The sequence below is a fragment of the Pasteurella pantherarum genome, from assembly GCF_049670885.1.
Taxonomy (GTDB): domain Bacteria; phylum Pseudomonadota; class Gammaproteobacteria; order Enterobacterales; family Pasteurellaceae; genus Pasteurella.
The window spans coordinates 758,175-775,590 of record NZ_CP187173.1 but is presented as its reverse complement, the minus strand read 5'-3'; the positions used below and the strand labels follow the sequence as shown (position 1 = coordinate 775,590).

At 36.8% G+C, this 17,416-nt stretch carries 21 protein-coding genes; 7 read left to right on the top strand and 14 right to left on the bottom strand.

Going from position 1 to position 17,416, the window contains the following annotated elements; translation table 11 throughout:
* Window positions 1-117: 117 nt before the first annotated feature.
* Window positions 118-861 carry a YdcF family protein gene (locus ACPEEM_RS03730; protein WP_424403159.1) on the top strand — a complete coding sequence of 248 codons (744 nt, stop codon included), beginning with the start codon at window positions 118-120 and terminating at the stop codon, window positions 859-861.
* Window positions 862-951: 90 nt separating this feature from the next.
* Here ACPEEM_RS03730 and ACPEEM_RS03725 read toward each other — a convergent pair whose 3' ends face one another.
* Entirely contained in the window at window positions 952-1,923 is a 972-nt protein-coding gene (locus ACPEEM_RS03725) for an oxidoreductase (protein ID WP_424403157.1), read from the bottom strand.
* Window positions 1,924-1,979: 56 nt separating this feature from the next.
* On the opposite strand from ACPEEM_RS03725, the gene ybaK reads away from it, so the two are divergent.
* The gene (gene ybaK, locus ACPEEM_RS03720; protein ID WP_424403155.1) at window positions 1,980-2,462 is read left to right on the top strand and encodes a Cys-tRNA(Pro) deacylase; all 483 of its coding nucleotides are present in this window, start codon (window positions 1,980-1,982) and stop codon (window positions 2,460-2,462) included.
* Window positions 2,463-2,564: 102 nt separating this feature from the next.
* Here the strand turns inward: ybaK and fabA are convergent, their stop codons facing one another.
* Complete coding sequence (gene fabA, locus ACPEEM_RS03715) at window positions 2,565-3,095, bottom strand: bifunctional 3-hydroxydecanoyl-ACP dehydratase/trans-2-decenoyl-ACP isomerase (protein ID WP_424403153.1); 531 nt, start codon at window positions 3,093-3,095, stop codon at window positions 2,565-2,567.
* 117 nt (window positions 3,096-3,212) lie between these two features.
* Window positions 3,213-5,012 carry an AAA family ATPase gene (locus ACPEEM_RS03710; RefSeq protein WP_424407802.1) on the bottom strand — a complete coding sequence of 600 codons (1,800 nt, stop codon included), beginning with the start codon at window positions 5,010-5,012 and terminating at the stop codon, window positions 3,213-3,215.
* Between the two features lie 139 nt (window positions 5,013-5,151).
* Between ACPEEM_RS03710 and matP the strand changes: the two genes are divergently transcribed.
* Window positions 5,152-5,598, top strand: a complete 447-nt coding sequence (matP, locus tag ACPEEM_RS03705) for a macrodomain Ter protein MatP (protein ID WP_424403150.1) — start codon at window positions 5,152-5,154, stop codon at window positions 5,596-5,598.
* Between the two features lie 133 nt (window positions 5,599-5,731).
* Here the strand turns inward: matP and cspD are convergent, their stop codons facing one another.
* The 4 genes from cspD to ACPEEM_RS03685 all read right to left on the bottom strand — a co-directional run bounded on the left by cspD (window position 5,732) and on the right by ACPEEM_RS03685 (window position 7,477).
* Entirely contained in the window at window positions 5,732-5,941 is a 210-nt protein-coding gene (gene cspD / locus ACPEEM_RS03700; protein WP_424403148.1) for a cold shock domain-containing protein CspD, read from the bottom strand.
* A gap of 209 nt (window positions 5,942-6,150) precedes the next feature.
* Complete coding sequence (locus ACPEEM_RS03695) at window positions 6,151-6,312, bottom strand: YoaH family protein (RefSeq protein ID WP_424403146.1); 162 nt, start codon at window positions 6,310-6,312, stop codon at window positions 6,151-6,153.
* Between the two features lie 93 nt (window positions 6,313-6,405).
* Window positions 6,406-7,161, bottom strand: a complete 756-nt coding sequence (gene truC, locus ACPEEM_RS03690; protein WP_424405799.1) for a tRNA pseudouridine(65) synthase TruC — start codon at window positions 7,159-7,161, stop codon at window positions 6,406-6,408.
* A 4-nt stretch (window positions 7,162-7,165) separates the two neighbouring features.
* On the bottom strand, window positions 7,166-7,477 hold the full coding sequence (locus ACPEEM_RS03685; RefSeq protein WP_424405797.1) for a YqcC family protein: 312 nt from the start codon (window positions 7,475-7,477) through the stop codon (window positions 7,166-7,168).
* A 128-nt stretch (window positions 7,478-7,605) separates the two neighbouring features.
* Between ACPEEM_RS03685 and ACPEEM_RS03680 the strand changes: the two genes are divergently transcribed.
* From ACPEEM_RS03680 to ACPEEM_RS03665, 4 genes are all read left to right on the top strand, one after another.
* Window positions 7,606-8,388 (top strand): Zn-ribbon-containing protein, encoded by a 783-nt coding sequence (locus ACPEEM_RS03680; protein ID WP_424405795.1) that lies wholly within the window; start codon window positions 7,606-7,608, stop codon window positions 8,386-8,388.
* Window positions 8,389-8,468: 80 nt separating this feature from the next.
* Window positions 8,469-9,308, top strand: a complete 840-nt coding sequence (gene queF, locus ACPEEM_RS03675; RefSeq protein ID WP_424407800.1) for an NADPH-dependent 7-cyano-7-deazaguanine reductase QueF — start codon at window positions 8,469-8,471, stop codon at window positions 9,306-9,308.
* Between the two features lie 9 nt (window positions 9,309-9,317).
* Window positions 9,318-10,685, top strand: coding sequence for a nucleotide 5'-monophosphate nucleosidase PpnN (ppnN, locus tag ACPEEM_RS03670; RefSeq protein ID WP_424403136.1), 1,368 nt, complete (start codon window positions 9,318-9,320; stop codon window positions 10,683-10,685).
* 267 nt (window positions 10,686-10,952) lie between these two features.
* Window positions 10,953-11,804 carry a DNA ligase gene (locus ACPEEM_RS03665; protein ID WP_424407798.1) on the top strand — a complete coding sequence of 284 codons (852 nt, stop codon included), beginning with the start codon at window positions 10,953-10,955 and terminating at the stop codon, window positions 11,802-11,804.
* 173 nt (window positions 11,805-11,977) lie between these two features.
* Here ACPEEM_RS03665 and ACPEEM_RS03660 read toward each other — a convergent pair whose 3' ends face one another.
* The 7 genes from ACPEEM_RS03660 to ACPEEM_RS03630 all read right to left on the bottom strand — a co-directional run bounded on the left by ACPEEM_RS03660 (window position 11,978) and on the right by ACPEEM_RS03630 (window position 17,357).
* Window positions 11,978-12,403: a hypothetical protein gene (locus ACPEEM_RS03660; protein ID WP_424407796.1), complete on the bottom strand. Its 426-nt coding sequence runs from the start codon at window positions 12,401-12,403 to the stop codon at window positions 11,978-11,980.
* Window positions 12,404-12,752: 349 nt separating this feature from the next.
* Window positions 12,753-12,929, bottom strand: a complete 177-nt coding sequence (locus ACPEEM_RS03655) for a hypothetical protein (RefSeq protein ID WP_424407794.1) — start codon at window positions 12,927-12,929, stop codon at window positions 12,753-12,755.
* Between the two features lie 361 nt (window positions 12,930-13,290).
* A complete protein-coding gene (locus tag ACPEEM_RS03650) occupies window positions 13,291-13,992 on the bottom strand; it encodes a hypothetical protein (RefSeq protein ID WP_424407792.1) in 702 nt (233 codons plus the stop codon).
* Window positions 13,993-14,313: 321 nt separating this feature from the next.
* Window positions 14,314-14,739: a hypothetical protein gene (locus ACPEEM_RS03645; RefSeq protein ID WP_424407790.1), complete on the bottom strand. Its 426-nt coding sequence runs from the start codon at window positions 14,737-14,739 to the stop codon at window positions 14,314-14,316.
* Between the two features lie 312 nt (window positions 14,740-15,051).
* A complete protein-coding gene (locus ACPEEM_RS03640; protein WP_424407788.1) occupies window positions 15,052-15,480 on the bottom strand; it encodes a hypothetical protein in 429 nt (142 codons plus the stop codon).
* Window positions 15,481-15,704: 224 nt separating this feature from the next.
* Window positions 15,705-15,959: a hypothetical protein gene (locus tag ACPEEM_RS03635; protein WP_424403122.1), complete on the bottom strand. Its 255-nt coding sequence runs from the start codon at window positions 15,957-15,959 to the stop codon at window positions 15,705-15,707.
* Between the two features lie 1,092 nt (window positions 15,960-17,051).
* Window positions 17,052-17,357: a hypothetical protein gene (locus ACPEEM_RS03630; RefSeq protein ID WP_424407786.1), complete on the bottom strand. Its 306-nt coding sequence runs from the start codon at window positions 17,355-17,357 to the stop codon at window positions 17,052-17,054.
* Window positions 17,358-17,416: the final 59 nt, after the last annotated feature.

Sequence of the window (17,416 nt, the reverse complement as noted above, 5' to 3'; positions counted from 1 at the left end):
TCAAACGAGCAGGATGAAATTAGCTTGCCATTCTAACAGCAATCCTTTTTTAAAAATAGACAAGTGAAAAAAGATCATGAATAATATTCCACCTTTAATTCTTTTTTTAAATGCATTATGTTCGCACTCACAAAACTGATTACGGTAATCCTTTTACCCCCCTTTAATGTGATCCTCCTTTGGTTTTTTGCCTTTCTTTTCTCATTTTTTCACTACAAAAAACTCAGTCGGTGCTGTGCCGTGCTTGGCTTTTTCATTCTCTATTTATCCAGTATTCCTTATATGGCACAGAAATTGGAAGACAGCCTCGTCACGGAAGATAATTTAACCTTAGCGGATTATCAGCAAGCCCAAGCCATTGTGCTATTGGGGGGTGGCATTCGAGATAGCAAAGAGCTATATGCCAAGCTGGCGGTAAATGCCATTCCTTTAGAACGGGTAAGATATGCCGCCTATTTACAAAAACAAACCCATTTACCCCTGCTGATCTCAGGCAGTTCAGGGGCACCGTTGTCTGAAGCGGAAGTCGCCGCCATGGAATTACGGGATTTCTTTCACGTTCCAACCCAGTGGTTAGAACCTAAAGCCCGAAATACCAAAGAAAATGCACAATACAGTGCAGAGATTCTGAAAAAAGAAGGCATTCATAAAATTATTTTAGTCACCAATCAATGGCATATGAAACGTGCCACCTTATTATTTGAACGTCAAGGATTTGAGGTGTTACCCGCCAGTGTGGGCTCAGGCGAAACGCCCGAAGTGTATAGCATTGGAATGTGGCATTTTATTCCACAAGCTGGGGTGATTAATAAAAATATGCTGCTGTTAAAAGAATGGCTAGGTTATTTAAAAGAAAAATAACTCAACGCCATAAGATCAAAAAGGGCGAATCAAGGATTCGCCCTAAATCATGCCTTTCTTCCGCCAAAGTGCGGTCTATTTTAAAAAATATTAATAACCTTGTTGATACACTAATTCCGCCAATTTCACACTCATTAATGCCAAATTAAAGCGTTGTTCATCTGCCACACTCCAAAATTGCACCCCATTGTCGATGGTACGCAATCCACTAAGGTGCAGTTGCACTCGTTCCTCATGGCTTTCTGTTTCGCCGTTGGTGACAGGCGTCATCATTTTTTCTGCATGATAAGTGATCTGGTCATGGCTTTGCCAAGCCGTTAACGCCGCCTGTGCATCTAATTCATAATCGCTGATGAGGCTTACCATTTGTCCTAACCCATAAAAAACGGGTACCTGAATGTGATGAAACACCACTTGGTCAAGTTGTGGATAAATTTTCTGAATTTGGTTTTGTAACGGATTTATGCTTAATGGAAAGACGTCAAAAGCTAAACGTTGTTGATCGTCATCTAAGGGAATACCATTTAATAACTGTGCAGTCTGACCAGCTAATTGCCCAACGGTTTCACCACTAACATAAGAAGCGGGCAATAAAGAACTGACCATCACAGAACCTAAACTGTTATTTTCTAAAAACGCCTGAATAGCCAACGCTAATTGGGTAACTTGCGGATCAGGAAGTGACACAATGTTACGTTGTCTCAATTCAATCAGCTGTGCATCATTCACACCAGGCACCACGACAGGGACATCATTTAATGCGGAACAAACCCCTTTCATATCAATAATAATACACCCCGCTTCTGCGGCGTTGGCAATATGTGGCACTTGTTGAATATCCCCTGCAAAAAATAAATAATGCCATTCTGACCAGACCATTTCTTCAGGTTTGTACTGTGCTACACTTTTATTATTAAAGCGAATAGCCTGTTCTTCACTAAATGGATAGATTTCAACAATAGATAATTGATCAATCTCCAACGCACTTTGTGCTAAGGCTTCTGCAATTTTCTCACTTAATTCAAATTCTGCTGCAATGGCAACATTTAAGGTTGCGTTCATTTTTCTCTCCGCTGTAAAATGGTGGACTCATTTTACTGGAAGAATAAGAAAAGACAATGACACCCGCAATTGATTTGCTGAAAAAGCATAAAATTCCATTCACATTACACACCTATGAACATGATCCAAACAATACTCACTTTGGTGATGAAGCGGCTGAAAAATTGGGTATTGATCCGAAACAATCCTTTAAAACCTTATTGGTCGCACAAAATGGCGATCAAAAGAAATTAGCCTGTTTTGTCCTTCCCACTGCAAATATGCTGAATTTGAAAAAAGCCGCAAAAGCCTTAGGCGTAAAAAAAGTGGATATGGCAGACAAAGAAATTGCACAAAAAAGTACGGGTTATTTGATCGGTGGTATCAGCCCATTAGGTCAGAAAAAGAGTGTAAAAACCGTGATTGCAGAATCAGCACAACACTTTGAACATATTTTTGTTTCAGGGGGAAAACGAGGATTAAGCGTGGAACTCGCACCACAAGATTTAGCAAAGCTATTAAATGCCAGCTTTATGGATATTGTCGATGAACTAGAATAAAAATAAAACACCCGCTACATGGCGGGTATTTGTTTTGATCACAAAAGTGCGGTCTGTTTTAAAAATGTTTTGATACAAGTATGTCAACTAAAATGCTGTCGTCTAAAATGCCGTAGTATCTTGGAATAATCCCACTTTTAAATCTGTTGCGGTATAAATGACTCGACCATCCACTTCCACTTCACCGTCTGCCATCCCCATCACTAATTTACGATTAATAACACGTTTCATATGAATGCGGTATACCACTTTTTTAGCAGTAGGTAGAATTTGCCCTGTAAATTTGACTTCGCCAACACCTAATGCACGGCCTTTGCCTTTGCCCCCAATCCAACCTAAGTAAAAACCGACTAATTGCCACATAGCATCTAAACCTAAGCAACCTGGCATCACAGGATCGCCAATAAAATGGCACGCAAAAAAAGGAAGTTCAGGTTTAATATCAAGTTCCGCCTCAATATAACCTTTTTCAAACAAGCCACCTGTTTCGTTCATTTCAACAATGCGATCCATCATCAACATGGTTGGAGCGGGAAGCTGAGGCCCGTCTTCGCCAAATAATTCACCACGGCCCGATGCAAGTAAGTCTTCGTAGCTGTAGCTACTTTTTTTATTTGGTGTACAACTGTTCATTATTTTAAATCCTCCAAGATTTAGGGATATACAAGCAAAATCTGCTTGGTAAGATTCTAACAGACTTCCTGTCATAATAAAATAGCTAACACTTGTACGCTAAACTTATCGGAGCAGTTATTTACGACGGAACACCCATTCAAACCACCCACCTTTAGACAATTGAGGCTCTGAACGTTGTTCAATACGATAAGTAATCAAACGAGATAAGGCTTGAGATGCTTGAAGAGGATTGCTGATGTCGTTTTCATTTTCCAATAATGGACGTTGGAATAAAATCTCACAGGCTTGATGTACATCTTCCACTGGAAAAATAAAAAATTCGCCTTTTTCTACCGCACTGACCACCACCTCACTTAAACTTAATTGATGAATCACCGTGCTTGGAATGATCACCCCTTGTTGACCAGTTAAACCACGGCTTGCACAGATACTGAAAAAACCCTCAATTTTCGCATTCACACCGCCCACAGAATGCACTAAACCGAATTGATCAATTGTCCCTGTAATGGCAATAGATTGCGGTAACGGAACATCAGCCAATGCACTGGTTAACACACAAAAGCTCGCTAATGACGCACTATCGCCATCAATTTCACCATAAGATTGTTCAAACACTAAAGAGGCTGAAAACGGCAATTGAGAGGGAAACGCCAATAAATTAGCTAAACAGGATTCAGCAATCATCATGCCTTTGCCGTGAATATTCCCCGCCAGTTCATTTTTACGCTCAACATCAATCACTTCACCATCGCCAAATTTCACCACACAACTAATGCGAGACGGCTCACCGAAAGACATGGGGGTTCCTGGGTACTCAATCACTGATAACCCGTTGATTTGCCCAACAATCTCCCCTTCCGTTGCCACATAAACTTGTTCATGCAAAATATCTGCATAGGTTTGTTGCTGCAAAAAGCCTTGCTGCTCCGTTTGTTGTTGTAAAAAGGCTTCAAAATCCCCCGCACTTAAACACTCTTGTGCCGATTTGCCAGAAACCACTGCAGCCCCAGCCAACATGGTTTTTAATTTAAGTGGAGAAACCGATACAAAACAACGATCTTCACTTTCTCTCACCAATAATTGATACAATTTATTTAATGCAGCTAAATCGACTTGCGGTAAACCTTGCGAAACAGCCAAGCCTTGTACATATTGTGCCCATTTTTGTTGCTGCCCTAGGCTTGTTAATGCGGTGTAGCTTTCCATTTCAGAATAATCTGCAAGATCATAAAGATCAGGCTCTAGTTCCGAAAACATGGCTAATTCTTCTCGACTGCCTAATAAAATGACTTTCAACGAAAGTGGATAGCTTGGAATATCGCAAGGTAAATCTTTGAAAGGATGAGCTGAATACCAATTAAATGTTTTGGTGAGTAAAATTTGTTTTAAACGTAACCATAAATCAAATTGTGAAATAAAGCTGGCAACACTTAAAATCAACACGCCTTGATTCAATTGATGCACCAATCCTGCACGTAATTGAATTTCTTGTGAACTTGGGTGCACACGCATCGCCCCCAATAATTGGAAATGATCAAAATATAATGCACTGGCGACGGGCTGTTTATTGGCAAAATTATCCTCAAACGACTGAGCAGGTTGAGTATAAACCTTTGGAAATGAGAAAGAATCCCCTTGCTCAATCACATAATTTACCCCCGCTAAAGTGAATTTCTCAGGCTGTTTTTGGCGAATAAATTGAGTCAAGAGATCGGCATACTCCCCTTGCTCATCAGCTTTCAACACCAATAAATCACGATGAGGGTTGTGTAAAAATTGACAAATTGCCGTGCTTGCTCGAGGTTGCAAGGCAAAAAAATCGTTTAAGGTGTCAGTAGGCATTTCCGTCAATTGTAACGTAGGGCGTAAGGCTTGCCATGACAGGCTTTTTTCAACTAAAGGGGATAAACTCACAGCGATTCTCTTGGTTGTTTTTAAGGAATTGAGCATTATCGCATATTTCATGGAATAGTAAAAATAGACTAGAAAAAAAGCCCAAAACAGCGTATATTAGCCCAGTTACCACGTAACTGAATAGGTTCGAACGAGTATTATGAAATATCAAAAACTTGAAAACCAAGAAGCCCACTGGAAATGGCTATATCTCATCAAAAAACATCGTGAAGGTGAAAATATTACCCGTTACGAAGAAAAAAGTTTGCGTGAAACCATCGCTCTGCAACTGATTGAAAAACAACATCAACCAACAGAAATTGAGGCATGGATTAAACAACATCTTTCGCCTAACTTAGTGATTAAGCTAGATCAAGCAATTCGTGCTAGACGAAAACGCTTTTTTAATGCTGAAAAGCAATCCACCAAGAAAAAATCCATTGATCTTGAATATGCGGTATGGCAACGCCTTTCTCGCTATTCCTTAAAAATGAAAATGACCCTTTCCGAAACCATTTCCTATATGATCGACGAACGAGAAAGCAAGGCACAATTTGAGCACCAAATGTCCACCATGAAAAAAGGGTTAAAAGATTTATTAAAATAATCGGCTATCCGTTATCCTTAGCCTGAACTGCCAAGCGTAACCTTCTCAGTAAAAAGGATTTTTCCTTCCGCCAAAAACAATAAAAGACAAGGAAATCTTGTCTTTTTAGATGACTGTTTAATCAAACAAATAATTATTCAACAATCGGAATAATTTTCGTTGCATGAGAACCTTTATCCCCATGAACAACCTCAAACTGCACTTTTTGCCCAGCTTTAAGGGAACGATAACCTTCCATTTCAATCACTGAGTAATGTGCAAAAATATCTGCGTCGCTTCCTTCTGCAGAAATAAATCCAAATCCTTTCGCGTTATTGAACCATTTAACTACACCGACTTCCATACTTAAGAACCTCTAATGGTCGAATGACCTTAATTGATGAATTTTATTTTAATAAGACGAAATTGCCTTACCACCCGAGAGTGTCTAAATATTCAAACAAATTTTGCTTTTTGGCAAATAGAAATTGTTTAAAATCAAACCAAGATCACAAAATTTTTTTTATCCTATTCCGCTTTCACCTTTTAGCTAAAAAATTTGTGATTGGGAATTTACTTTTTCTCTTTTTCTTGAGAATATTCCTCTCTTAACCTTTGTGCAACTTGAGCGATTGCTTCACCACTTCCCACACCTTGAGCCATTAATTGCTGAATTTGCTCTACCGCTTTTTGTTGCTGTTCATGGGTTAAATTCACTAATACATTTTCTAACATCTGCTGTTTCCTAATAAATTTGTTTAAAACCTACCGCACTTTTCGTACTTTTCTTCTCATCACCCACTATTTTTCTCCAAAAGCACTATGGATTTAACAACACGGTGGATTTAAGACCGCATTTTCAGAAGGTAGTGTCCAATTAAAATGTTGCAATAACTGCAACCAGCTTTGATCTACCCCCGCCCAAAGCACTAAAGGCTGTTGTGTAATGGGGTGAATGAAACGTAAACGTTCGGCATGCAACATCAGCCGTTGTACACCTGTGTGTTCACTTAACGCCCGATTTTGATGTAAATCGCCATATTGGGTGTCGCCTAAAATAGGGTGAAAAATATGTTTCATATGACGGCGAAGTTGGTGTTTACGCCCCGTATGTGGGATTAAACGCACTAAGGAATAACGGGTCGTGGGGTATTTTTTAACGGCATAAGGCATTTCCACGGTTTGCAAGCCAATATAATCAGACACAGCCTCTTGTGCAGCTTTGTCTTCTTGAGCAAATTTATCCGCCACTTTATCCAATTTCACTTTCAGGGGGTAATCAATCCGTGCCTGCCCAGTTAAATAACCACGCACCACCGCCAAATAGCTTTTTTCCACCTGTTTATTTTCAAATTGTAAGCACAATAAATTCGCCACTTCACTATTTAAAGCAAACAACAACACTCCAGAGGTGGGGCGATCTAAGCGATGGATGGGATAAACATATTGTCCAATTTGATCACGCAAGGTCTGCATCACAAATTGTGTTTCATGGGGATCTAACCAACTGCGATGCACTAACATGCCTGCGGGTTTATTTACCGCAATCAAATAGTCATCTTGATATAAAATCTCTAATGTCATGCGGCTACTTTTGCAACAGTTGCTCAATTTTGCTGATCGGATGCAATAATTGTGGCAAGCCGTCCATCTCTTTGAGTGCTTCTTCTAAATAAGGCGTAATGGAAATTTGTGTAGGCAACGGTGCCTCGTTTTCAATTAACGCATACATACGTGGAATAAAAATCCACTGCAACCATTCTGTTGGCGACATGGTATCCAAAGCAAAAGGCTCTTGGCTCAAAAAAGCACTTTCTGCAGGTGCAGTCACTTGCCACACATTCAGTTCCACCATAACCGCTTGAAGTTGTTGCAAATGCAATTTAGTTTGTTGATACATAAACTTCCCCTTTCAAAAATGAAGGGCTATTTTAGGGCAATGCGATAAATTATGCTACTCTCACAAGGCATTTCTACCCGATAATTATGGTACAATCTCAAACATTTACACCTCTTGAAAAGATTGTTATGTACCTCATTGAAACCTTTTTTCGTTATCTCCCCACCGAAAACACGCAACAACCGACTTATTGGCTTAATCAAATTATTGAGCAATGGCGTTACAACGGGCAAATTCTTGGTCGAGAAATTCCCTTGTATTTTGCCGAACAAGAAAATGTACAAGGTTTTGGCGTGCGTGTTGTTTGCCCTGAACAACACAGTTTATTGCCAGAATATCAAAATCAAAATGTCACCAAAGCCCTTGCCGATGCGGAAAAGTGCGGTCTGTTTTTAGACAGTTTTCAGATCATTGCCGATGATCTCAATTCTGACGTGAGTTGCGAAAATGAAAAACCTAGCTGGCAAGTGCTTTACACCACTTATGTGCAATCTTGCTCACCCTTGCATAGTGGAGAGGATTTCTCGCCCATTCCCCTTTATAAACAATTGAAAAATATCCCGCACTTGAGCATGGATATCATTAAATGGCAAGAAAATTGGCAAGCTTGTGATCAATTACAAATGAATGGTGCTGGGCTAGAACAACAAGCACTGGCAGAAATTTCCACTATTGACAGCTCACTGAGTAAACATGGCCGCTATTTAGCCCAAGAGATTGAACAACAAACGGGCATTCCAACCTATTACTATTTATACCGTGTGGGGGGTGAAAGTCTGGAAGCGGAACAGCAACGTTGTTGCCCGCATTGTGGCAAAGCATGGGCATTAGATACGCCACTTTTTGACTTATTCTCATTTAAATGTGATGATTGTCGCCTCATTTCTAATTTATCTTGGCATTGGCAATAAAACGTTTTCATGCCATTTTCTCGCAATCCCCTTTTTTAACTCGGATGAATAAAAAACAGAATACAAAAGGAAATAAGAATATGTATGATCAAGATGAGCGTTTAACCTCACTCAAACTTGGGCAAAAAACACAATATGCGTCAAATTATGACCGCACTTTGCTCCAAGCTGTTCCTCGTCAATTAAATCGTGATGGGTTAGGCATTACCCAACAGCAACCTTTTAATCAAGGTGCCGATATTTGGACCGCTTACGAAATTTCTTGGTTAAACCCGAAGGGCGTACCTCAAGTGGCTATTGCGGATGTGGAAATTGATTTCCGTAGCCAAAACCTGATTGAATCCAAAAGTTTTAAATTATATTTAAACAGCTTTAACCAAACCAAATTTGACAGTTTCGCCCAAGTGGAACGTATTTTGTGTGATGATTTAGCTGACTGTGCAAAAGGTCAAGTGAACGTAAAATTACATACGCTGTCTCAATTCCAAGGGACACAAATTGCCGACTTTGCTGGCATTTGTATTGATGAGCAAGATATTGAAATCAATCATTATGCATTTGATGCAGAAATTTTAACCCAGTGCACCAAGGGCAATGTGGTAGAAGAATGTTTAGTGAGCCATTTACTCAAATCTAACTGCCTCATCACCCAACAACCCGATTGGGGAAGTGTACAAATCCATTATGTTGGTGAACAAATTGATCGTGAAAAATTGCTGCGTTACCTCATCTCTTTCCGTCAGCATAATGAATTTCATGAACAATGTGTTGAACGTATTTTTTGTGATTTAATGCGTTTTGCACACCCAGAAAAGCTCACCGTTTATGCCCGTTATACTCGACGTGGAGGCTTGGACATTAATCCGTTTCGTTCAAATTTTGAACCGATTCCAAGCAATCAGCGTTTAGCACGTCAATAGGAGGTTGTGATGACCAAAAATATCTACTATGTCAACCCTCGTGGTAGCATGGATCAGCTTTCACACTTAGAAGTGGAATTGCTCACCAAAAAAGCCAAAAGTGATCTTTATACCTTATATCGAAACTCTTCACTGGCAGTGTTAAATTCAGGTGCTGTCACTGATGATAGCCGTGCCTTGCTCAACCGTTACCCAGATTTTGATATTCATCTTGTGGCTCGCGAACGTGGTGTGTCATTGGAATTGCATAATCCACCCGAAGGGGCATTTGTTGATGACCGCATTATCCGCAATATTCAATACCATTTATTTGCAGTATTGCGAGATATTTTATTTGTTAACGTCCTCAACCAACGCATTAATCCAAGCAATATCCAAGATAGCCGACATATTACCAATTTTGTGTTTGCAATTTTACGCAATGCCAAAGCCCTGCCTGTTGGCATAGACCCGAATCTGATCGTCTGTTGGGGCGGACATTCCATTAACCAAGTCGAATACCAATATTGTCGTGCCGTGGGGACGGAGCTTGGCTATCGTGAACTCAATATTATTACAGGCTGTGGACCAGGTGTCATGGAAGCCCCAATGAAAGGGGCGGCAATTGGACATGCCAGCCAACGTTATGAAAAAAGCCGTTTTATCGGCATTACAGAGCCTTCCATTATTGCCTCTGAACCCCCAAATCCGATTGTCAATGAACTCATTATCATGCCAGATATTGAAAAACGCCTTGAAGCCTTTGTCCGTCTAGGGCACGGCATTATCATCTTCCCAGGTGGGCCAGGAACCTTTGAAGAATTGTTGTATATTTTGGGCATCAAATTAGTACAAGAAAATCAAGATCACCCTTTGCCTGTTATTCTGACAGGACCTAAAGAAAGTGCAGATTATTTTGCCACCATTGATCGTTTTATCGGTAAAACCTTAGGGCAAGAAACTCAACGCTTATATGAGATTATTATTGATGATCCTGTGAAAGTCGCCCGCAAAATGAGCCAAACCATGCATAAAGTCAAAGCGGCTCGCTATCAAAGTGGCGATTCTTATGGCTTTAATTGGTCTTTAAAAATTCCTGTTGATTTTCAACAACCTTTTCGACCAACCCATGAAAATATGGCGAATTTAGATCTGCATCGTGATCAATCCACCCTATCCTTGATCGCCAATTTACGCCGTGCTTTTTCAGGCATTGTGGCGGGCAATATTAAACCCGAAACCCAAGATCTCATTGAAGCACAAGGTGTCTTTAAACTACATGGTGATGTGGATTTACTGCAAGAAATTGATCATGTACTAGAAGATTTTATTGTACAGCACCGCATGAAATTACCCGATGGAACGGATTATATCCCTTGCTATGAACTGGTAAAATAACCGCCCCATCCCCCCTTCAGGGCAAATAGTATGCCCTACGCCTTAGCGAAAGGGAAAATTGAAGCTAAATGGAACCAAAGTGCGGTATGTTTTAAATAGGTTTTATCCAAACATACCCCACTCCCAATTCGATTTTCCCTTAACTCATTTAACCCCATCGTGAAACGCCCAGAAAATCTTGCGATCCACCTCGCAAAACATCATCAAAAAACTTGGCAAGAAGTAAGATTGTTTTACCCTAAAAGAAAAAATCTACCAAGGAAGCCTATGCGTTTTATTATCTTTATTTTAATGAGCTTATTTCTTCATCCCCTTTGGGCCAAATCCCCTGAATTAATGTTGGTCGAATCCTACAAAAATCAACATATTGAAGGCTGGGTTATGAGCGAAAAGCTAGATGGCATACGAGGTTATTGGGACGGTAAAACCCTTTATAGCCGACAAGGATTTATCCTCACACCACCCCAGTATTTTATTGCCCATTTTCCCCCTTTTGCTATTGACGGTGAATTGTTTAGCCAGCGTAATCAATTTGAAAACATTTCTTCCATTGTTCGCTCACAACAAGACAAAGGTTGGCATCAGCTCAAACTCCATGTCTTCGATGTCCCCGATGCAAAAGGCAATTTATTCGAGCGTTTAGCCACATTAAAAGCCTATTTAGCGAAAAACCCAACGCCTTATATTCAGATCATCGAACAAATCCCGATCCAAAATAAAGCCCATATCGCACAATTTCTCAAACACGTTGAACAACAGCAAGGTGAAGGCATTATATTACGCAATCCTCATGCCCCTTACGAACGTAAACGCAGCCAGCAAATTTTAAAATTAAAAAGTACAGGTCATGATGAATGTCGAGTCATCGCCCATCATCAAGGCAAAGGGCAATTTGAACAACATTTCGGTGCCTTAACCTGCGAAAATCAACACGGACAATTTAAAATTGGTTCGGGCTTTACTCTCGCCGATCGCCTCAATCCACCTAAAATCGGCAGCAAAATCCGTTATAAATATCGAGGCTTTACCAAATATGGTAAACCCAAATTTGCCACCTATTGGCAAACATCAACACCACCCGCCCCCGAAAAAAATCCACATTCACAGAAAGACAAATAACATAGCCAAAAGTGCGGTGAGTTTTGAAAACGTTTTGGAAAGAAAACAAAGAAAACAAGCGATCAGGCATAATCAAACTTTTGTAGTGTTTAAAAGTGAAAGAGGAAATGAGTACCTGTTATTGATATTAAAAAAACAAATTCAGCCGTTCGTAAAAAAAGTGGCAACATACATTATTTTTTATTTTTAGAGTAGAATTCCCAATATTTTTTATCAAATCCTTGGAAAGCGCGTTTTTTTCCTCGCTCATAAGCAATGGAGAAATATTTCATAGCTTCATCATATTCTTCTAGTTCATAACAAACTCGACCCATTTGAATATATTCAAATGAGTCATATTTAGCAGTGTCATTATTTAACCCTTTTAATCCCCATTCTTTTGCTGAAAGAAAATCACCTTTATCAAAAAACTCTTCATATATACAATCAATTAACCAATTAGAAATTTGTTCTGGTTGATTTTGTTTAGGCTCGGGAATAGAATTCCAAATATTGAGATACTCTTGCAAGCTTTCTTCTTTTTTTCCATCTATACTAAGCTGATTTGCAGACTCTATTTTTTTAACAATACTTTTAATTTGTTCATGTGTGAGTAACATTGTTCTTCTCCTGCTATTATTTTAAAGGTAGTCAATATCTATCTGGATAAGTTTTCCGCCATTTGAGTAATTTTTCTAAAGTAATCTACCAATGGGTACTTCTGAGATCTTAACTTAAGATAGATATTTTTTAGATAGTTCATATCTTTAAAGTAGGTAAAGTTACCTAGAAAGCATATGTCATTTGCTATATTTATTTTCCCTGAATAATAGAAATCAGGAATTGCAATAAAATAATTTATGTCATCGATATTCTTGTTTTTCAAAGCGATTTTTATTTCGCTTTCCAGCTCTTCATTTTCGAAAAATTAGATATTTTTTCCATCATCTTCTTAATTGAATTATCTTCTTAATGAAGAATTATTACATGCCGCTCATCAAAAAAATAATTCTCTTTATCAAGATTAAAATCAATTATAAATTTTGAAGCGTTATATTCTTTTGTTTGATTATTTAATTTAAATACACTATCAGAATATTCTTGGGATATGTTTCGACCAACCCAAATAGATAATCGAAAATCCATACTTTCTCCTGATATATTAAAGTGTTAGATCTAAACTTCTGTTTGGTAATCTATCTCCATCCCAGCCTCTTACTGCATTTAAATATAGATCTACTGATTTTGTATTTTGAGATAACCAAATCAATTTTTAGTGGGGCTAGTGGGCTTTGTATGATACTGAGGATGTTGATGTACGAGGAGCAAAATTCTCTAAATTATCCATACAACTCACTTAATCTGTTGCTCTTTTCCATCTCGTATCATCTTCAAATGATACACCCATTTTCTTAAATTTATCCCGTTAAAAGAGGAAATGGCTGATTGTTGAGATTAGAAAGAAATTATGTATTACAAATGAGGGGGCATTTCGAACCTTCTTCCATTACTCTTTTTCTGCAAATCCCAATCTTCTCAATTCTTGTAAACCTTCTAATATGGGTTGTTTGTATTTTTTGGGTCTTGCTAATGGTACCGTGATGACTTTATCATTTTCATTGCTGTTCAAAAAATCTTCAAGATATATCATGACGGCATCAAATTTATCTTTAAAACGCTTATCTAATAAATCTAAAGAATTAAATTTTTCTTTTTTTACTACAAATTGAGTATCTGGATCCCTAATAAATAGATGCGAAGGTATGCCACTATAATCAAAACTAGATAGCTTAGCCTTTGAGATATCTAATGCCCATTCAATATTTTTGTAAAAATTAGCCCTAAGCTGATTTAGATTATTATTTAGTTCAGGATTTTTATCTAACATAAAACCATTGGAATTTATTCTAAATGAACTTATTTTCCCTTCAAAAGTGACTTTGTTAAGAAACGGACTCCAAAATATCCCATAATCTTGGAATTTTATATTATTAAAAAGAACATTATTGAAAATAGCAGATCCAAATGTGCAAAAAATAAAGCTGCAATCATTAAACCGAATACCTGAAATTTCATTTAAATTATTTATGTTATTGTCTAATCCTACTGTACAATTATCAAAAATGACCTCTCTAAATACAATATCTTGATAATTCAATATTTCACCAAAATCTTTTTTGAAATAATTTTTATTACATATTTCTCGCATTTAAAACCTCTCTACTTAAACGTTATATCAACCTCATATAATAGATATCCGATAACACACAACAAACCTCTAGAGACATATAATCCAGAATTAAGATCCCTTAAATGTTTATAGCAACCGCTACTCTTCAGATTTTAGCTAAAATAGCTTTACTTATTATCTGCAATAGCTTGAACCACAATATGTTATAATTTTTATCTAGTGCTGGACAAACAGATAAACCAAAATAGTAAATATAACTCAATGGATTCTGTAGTGAGAGATTAATTATTGATATTAGAAAAAATTAAATAATTTGTTAAAAACAAGTGGCAACATACATTATTTTTTATTTTTAGAATAGAATTCCCAATATTTTTTATCAAATCCTTGGAAAGCGCGTTTTTTTCCTCGTTGATAAGCTATATCGAAATATTTCATAGCTTCATCGTACTCTTTCAGTTCATAGCAAACTCTCCCTAATTGAAAATATTCATATGAAGAATAGGGACTTTTAGCCCTGCCTGTAAGCATCCCTTTTTCAGCCCATAATTTAGCTTTTCTATAAGCTGCAAAATCCATCAGTTCTTCAAATATGCAATATATAATTAATTCTGCAATTTGTTCAGGTTGATTAAATTTGGGTTCTGGTAACTTTTCCCAAGATTCAATGAAACTTTGTAATCGTTCACTAGGGTTTTCAATATTTCCTATTTCTTGTAATTTGGAGATAAAAGTTGTAACTTCCTTTCCTGTCATGATAGTCATTTTAACTCCTGTTATTCTAATGGCAGTAGATACCTCTGATTTTTGCAACTTCGGCACGGTTAAGAGAAAGGTATTCAAGTTCATAGCTCTTTGAATTTTTCAGTTTCAGACTTCCGGAAATCTAGCCCATATGTGGCAACCAGTTCCACTATTTTTGCTAGGTGTTCTTCTTATATATCGATAATACACAGAACGATATTTCGCCATCCCAAACAGGGAGATATCACATAACTTGGTTTGCTCTTAGCGAAGCTTACGAATAATAGGGTTAAGTGCGGTAGGTTTTAAAAAAGTTTTAGCAATGAAACAAAATTAAAGATTCATTAATAGATAATGCACAGCACCTAATCCTGCTATTCCTTGATTTTCATATTTCGTATAATCATCTTCTGTGCAAATTCTAATTTGCTCATCTCTAATCATAATTACATTCCCTACTCGTCGTTTTGTTAACAAAATCTCTTTTTCTAAAATATTATGATGTCCAATAATTTCCCAGTTCCCATTTTTTAGTTCGCTGTTTCCAGTATAAATGACATAGTCTAAAAACTCTACTTCGGAAATATCATCTGGAGCACTTTCAAACACATCTTTTGAGGGTAAAAAACCTATCATATTCTTAAAATATCGTGATATGTAAATTAATTTCCCTAATCTATATTTCTTATTAAAGCTAAATTTTTTTCTAGCATATTCTATATCTGGAATAAAGAATACGCTTCCTTCTTTGAACTCTTTCATTTCTATAATCCTTTATGATTTTTCTATAAGTGCGGTAGGTTTTAAAAAAGTTTTTAAAAAATGAAAAAAGAGGTTATTATCGAAAAATATTTTACAACTTAAAAAATAAACAGGAAGTAACCACTTGTTTAATTTGCTTTATTTATTATAATGACATTCATATTTCTATGCACAGTAAATTGCTAGCCATTTAAACACTGTGACATTGAAATGATTTAACACTCCTAACAATCATTAATTGCATAATAAATTATTCTATTGCATTTTTCTTCCAAGGATGATTCACTCGGTAAATCATCTAATAATTCTTTTACTAGAAAAACTTCTAGGAAATATTTTTTAGCAGAATATCCCTGATCACAATATTCATCTTCATTGATAACTATGCTTTGTGAGTAGATATTCCAAGGTTCTTCTGAATAGATCGTATCTTCAATATTATAATGATTTATATTTTTAATAATTTCATATAACATCATCTTACTTTCCCCATATTACGTATCCACCTTTGAGAACCATATTGGTTTTAGAGTTTAACTTAGATATTCTGTATTTCGTTTCATTAAAAATCAATGGGGAAATTTGATCGCTTGTATTAATCGCTCAAATCAATAAATTTCCCCACAGCTTGCCCAATAAGATGAATGTAAGCCTTGTAATCAACAACTTTAAGGTTATTGATTGATTTACGACCGCCTAATGCAGTAACCCCCCAAGCTATAGTCGGCTCTAGAAGTATATCAATATATTCAAAAATAAAATCAAATTCTTCAGGGAAAAGAGATTGCTATTTATTAATGATATATTCTGGCACATCTGCTATTTTAATATAAGTATCAATATTTCGACTAATAAACTCATTCATGGATTCATTTTATTCTCCTATAATAATTTAATATTCATCATTGCATTTTCAGGTAAATCTTCAAATACTATTTGTATTTCCCAGCAGCTATATTATCTGGGCTATATAAAACAGATTGCCCTTTTAGAGAATTCCGGAGTCTTATATGTATCCTTAGATCTTTTCGCCTTTTTACTATAGCTCACTTTATCTCTATTCTTAAATGCCTTTCGATTTGTTAACCATTTTTTCACCGAAATATTGTTATATCGTATCTTACTGATCTTTTAATTGTTACTCAAACGCTTTTTGAAATGTAGTTGTTTGAGGTTTCTTACTTAATTTAAAGGGTTTTATTAGGTTTAATTTCAGCTTGCCTAATCGCTTGATTAACACATTTTTCTACCCAGTTCGGAGTATCATCCTCCACACCATAATCCCTAGCTGTATAAGTAGTGCGAGGAGACAGCATTGATACCTTGAGTAATACGTTGGACGAGGTAAAGGGAAATATTATGCTTGCTCAATCCTTTGGAAGGTGGGGTTATTCAAAAAGTGCAAAAAATCGGTGGGATTTTACTTATTGCTAAAAGAACGCATTGTTCACAAAAAGCGGTCAGTTTTCATAAAATTTTGTATTTGTGATATGAAAAGTTAAAGAGAAAAGGCTATTTTTTGATATTAAAAAGGAATTCAGTGGATCATTAAAAACAAGTAGCAACATAAATCATTTTTTATTTTTAGCATAGAATTCCCAATATTTTTTATCAAACTCTTTGAAAGCACGTTTTTTCCCTCGTTGATAAGCGATATCGAAATATTTCATAGCTTCATCATATTCTTCTAGTTCATAACAAACTCGCCCCATTTGAAAATATTCGTAGGCTCCGGTTTCAGCTGTGTCATTATTGAGAGCTTTTTCAGCCCATTTGTTAGCTTCTAAAAAATCCCCTCTATCAAAGTAATTATTAAATATACAATTTATAAGCCAATTAGAAATTTGTTCTGGCTGTTTCTGTTTAGGTTCAGGCAAGACTTTCCATAATTCTAAATAAGCGTTAAGTGCTTCATCATGTTGGCCTTTTATATTAA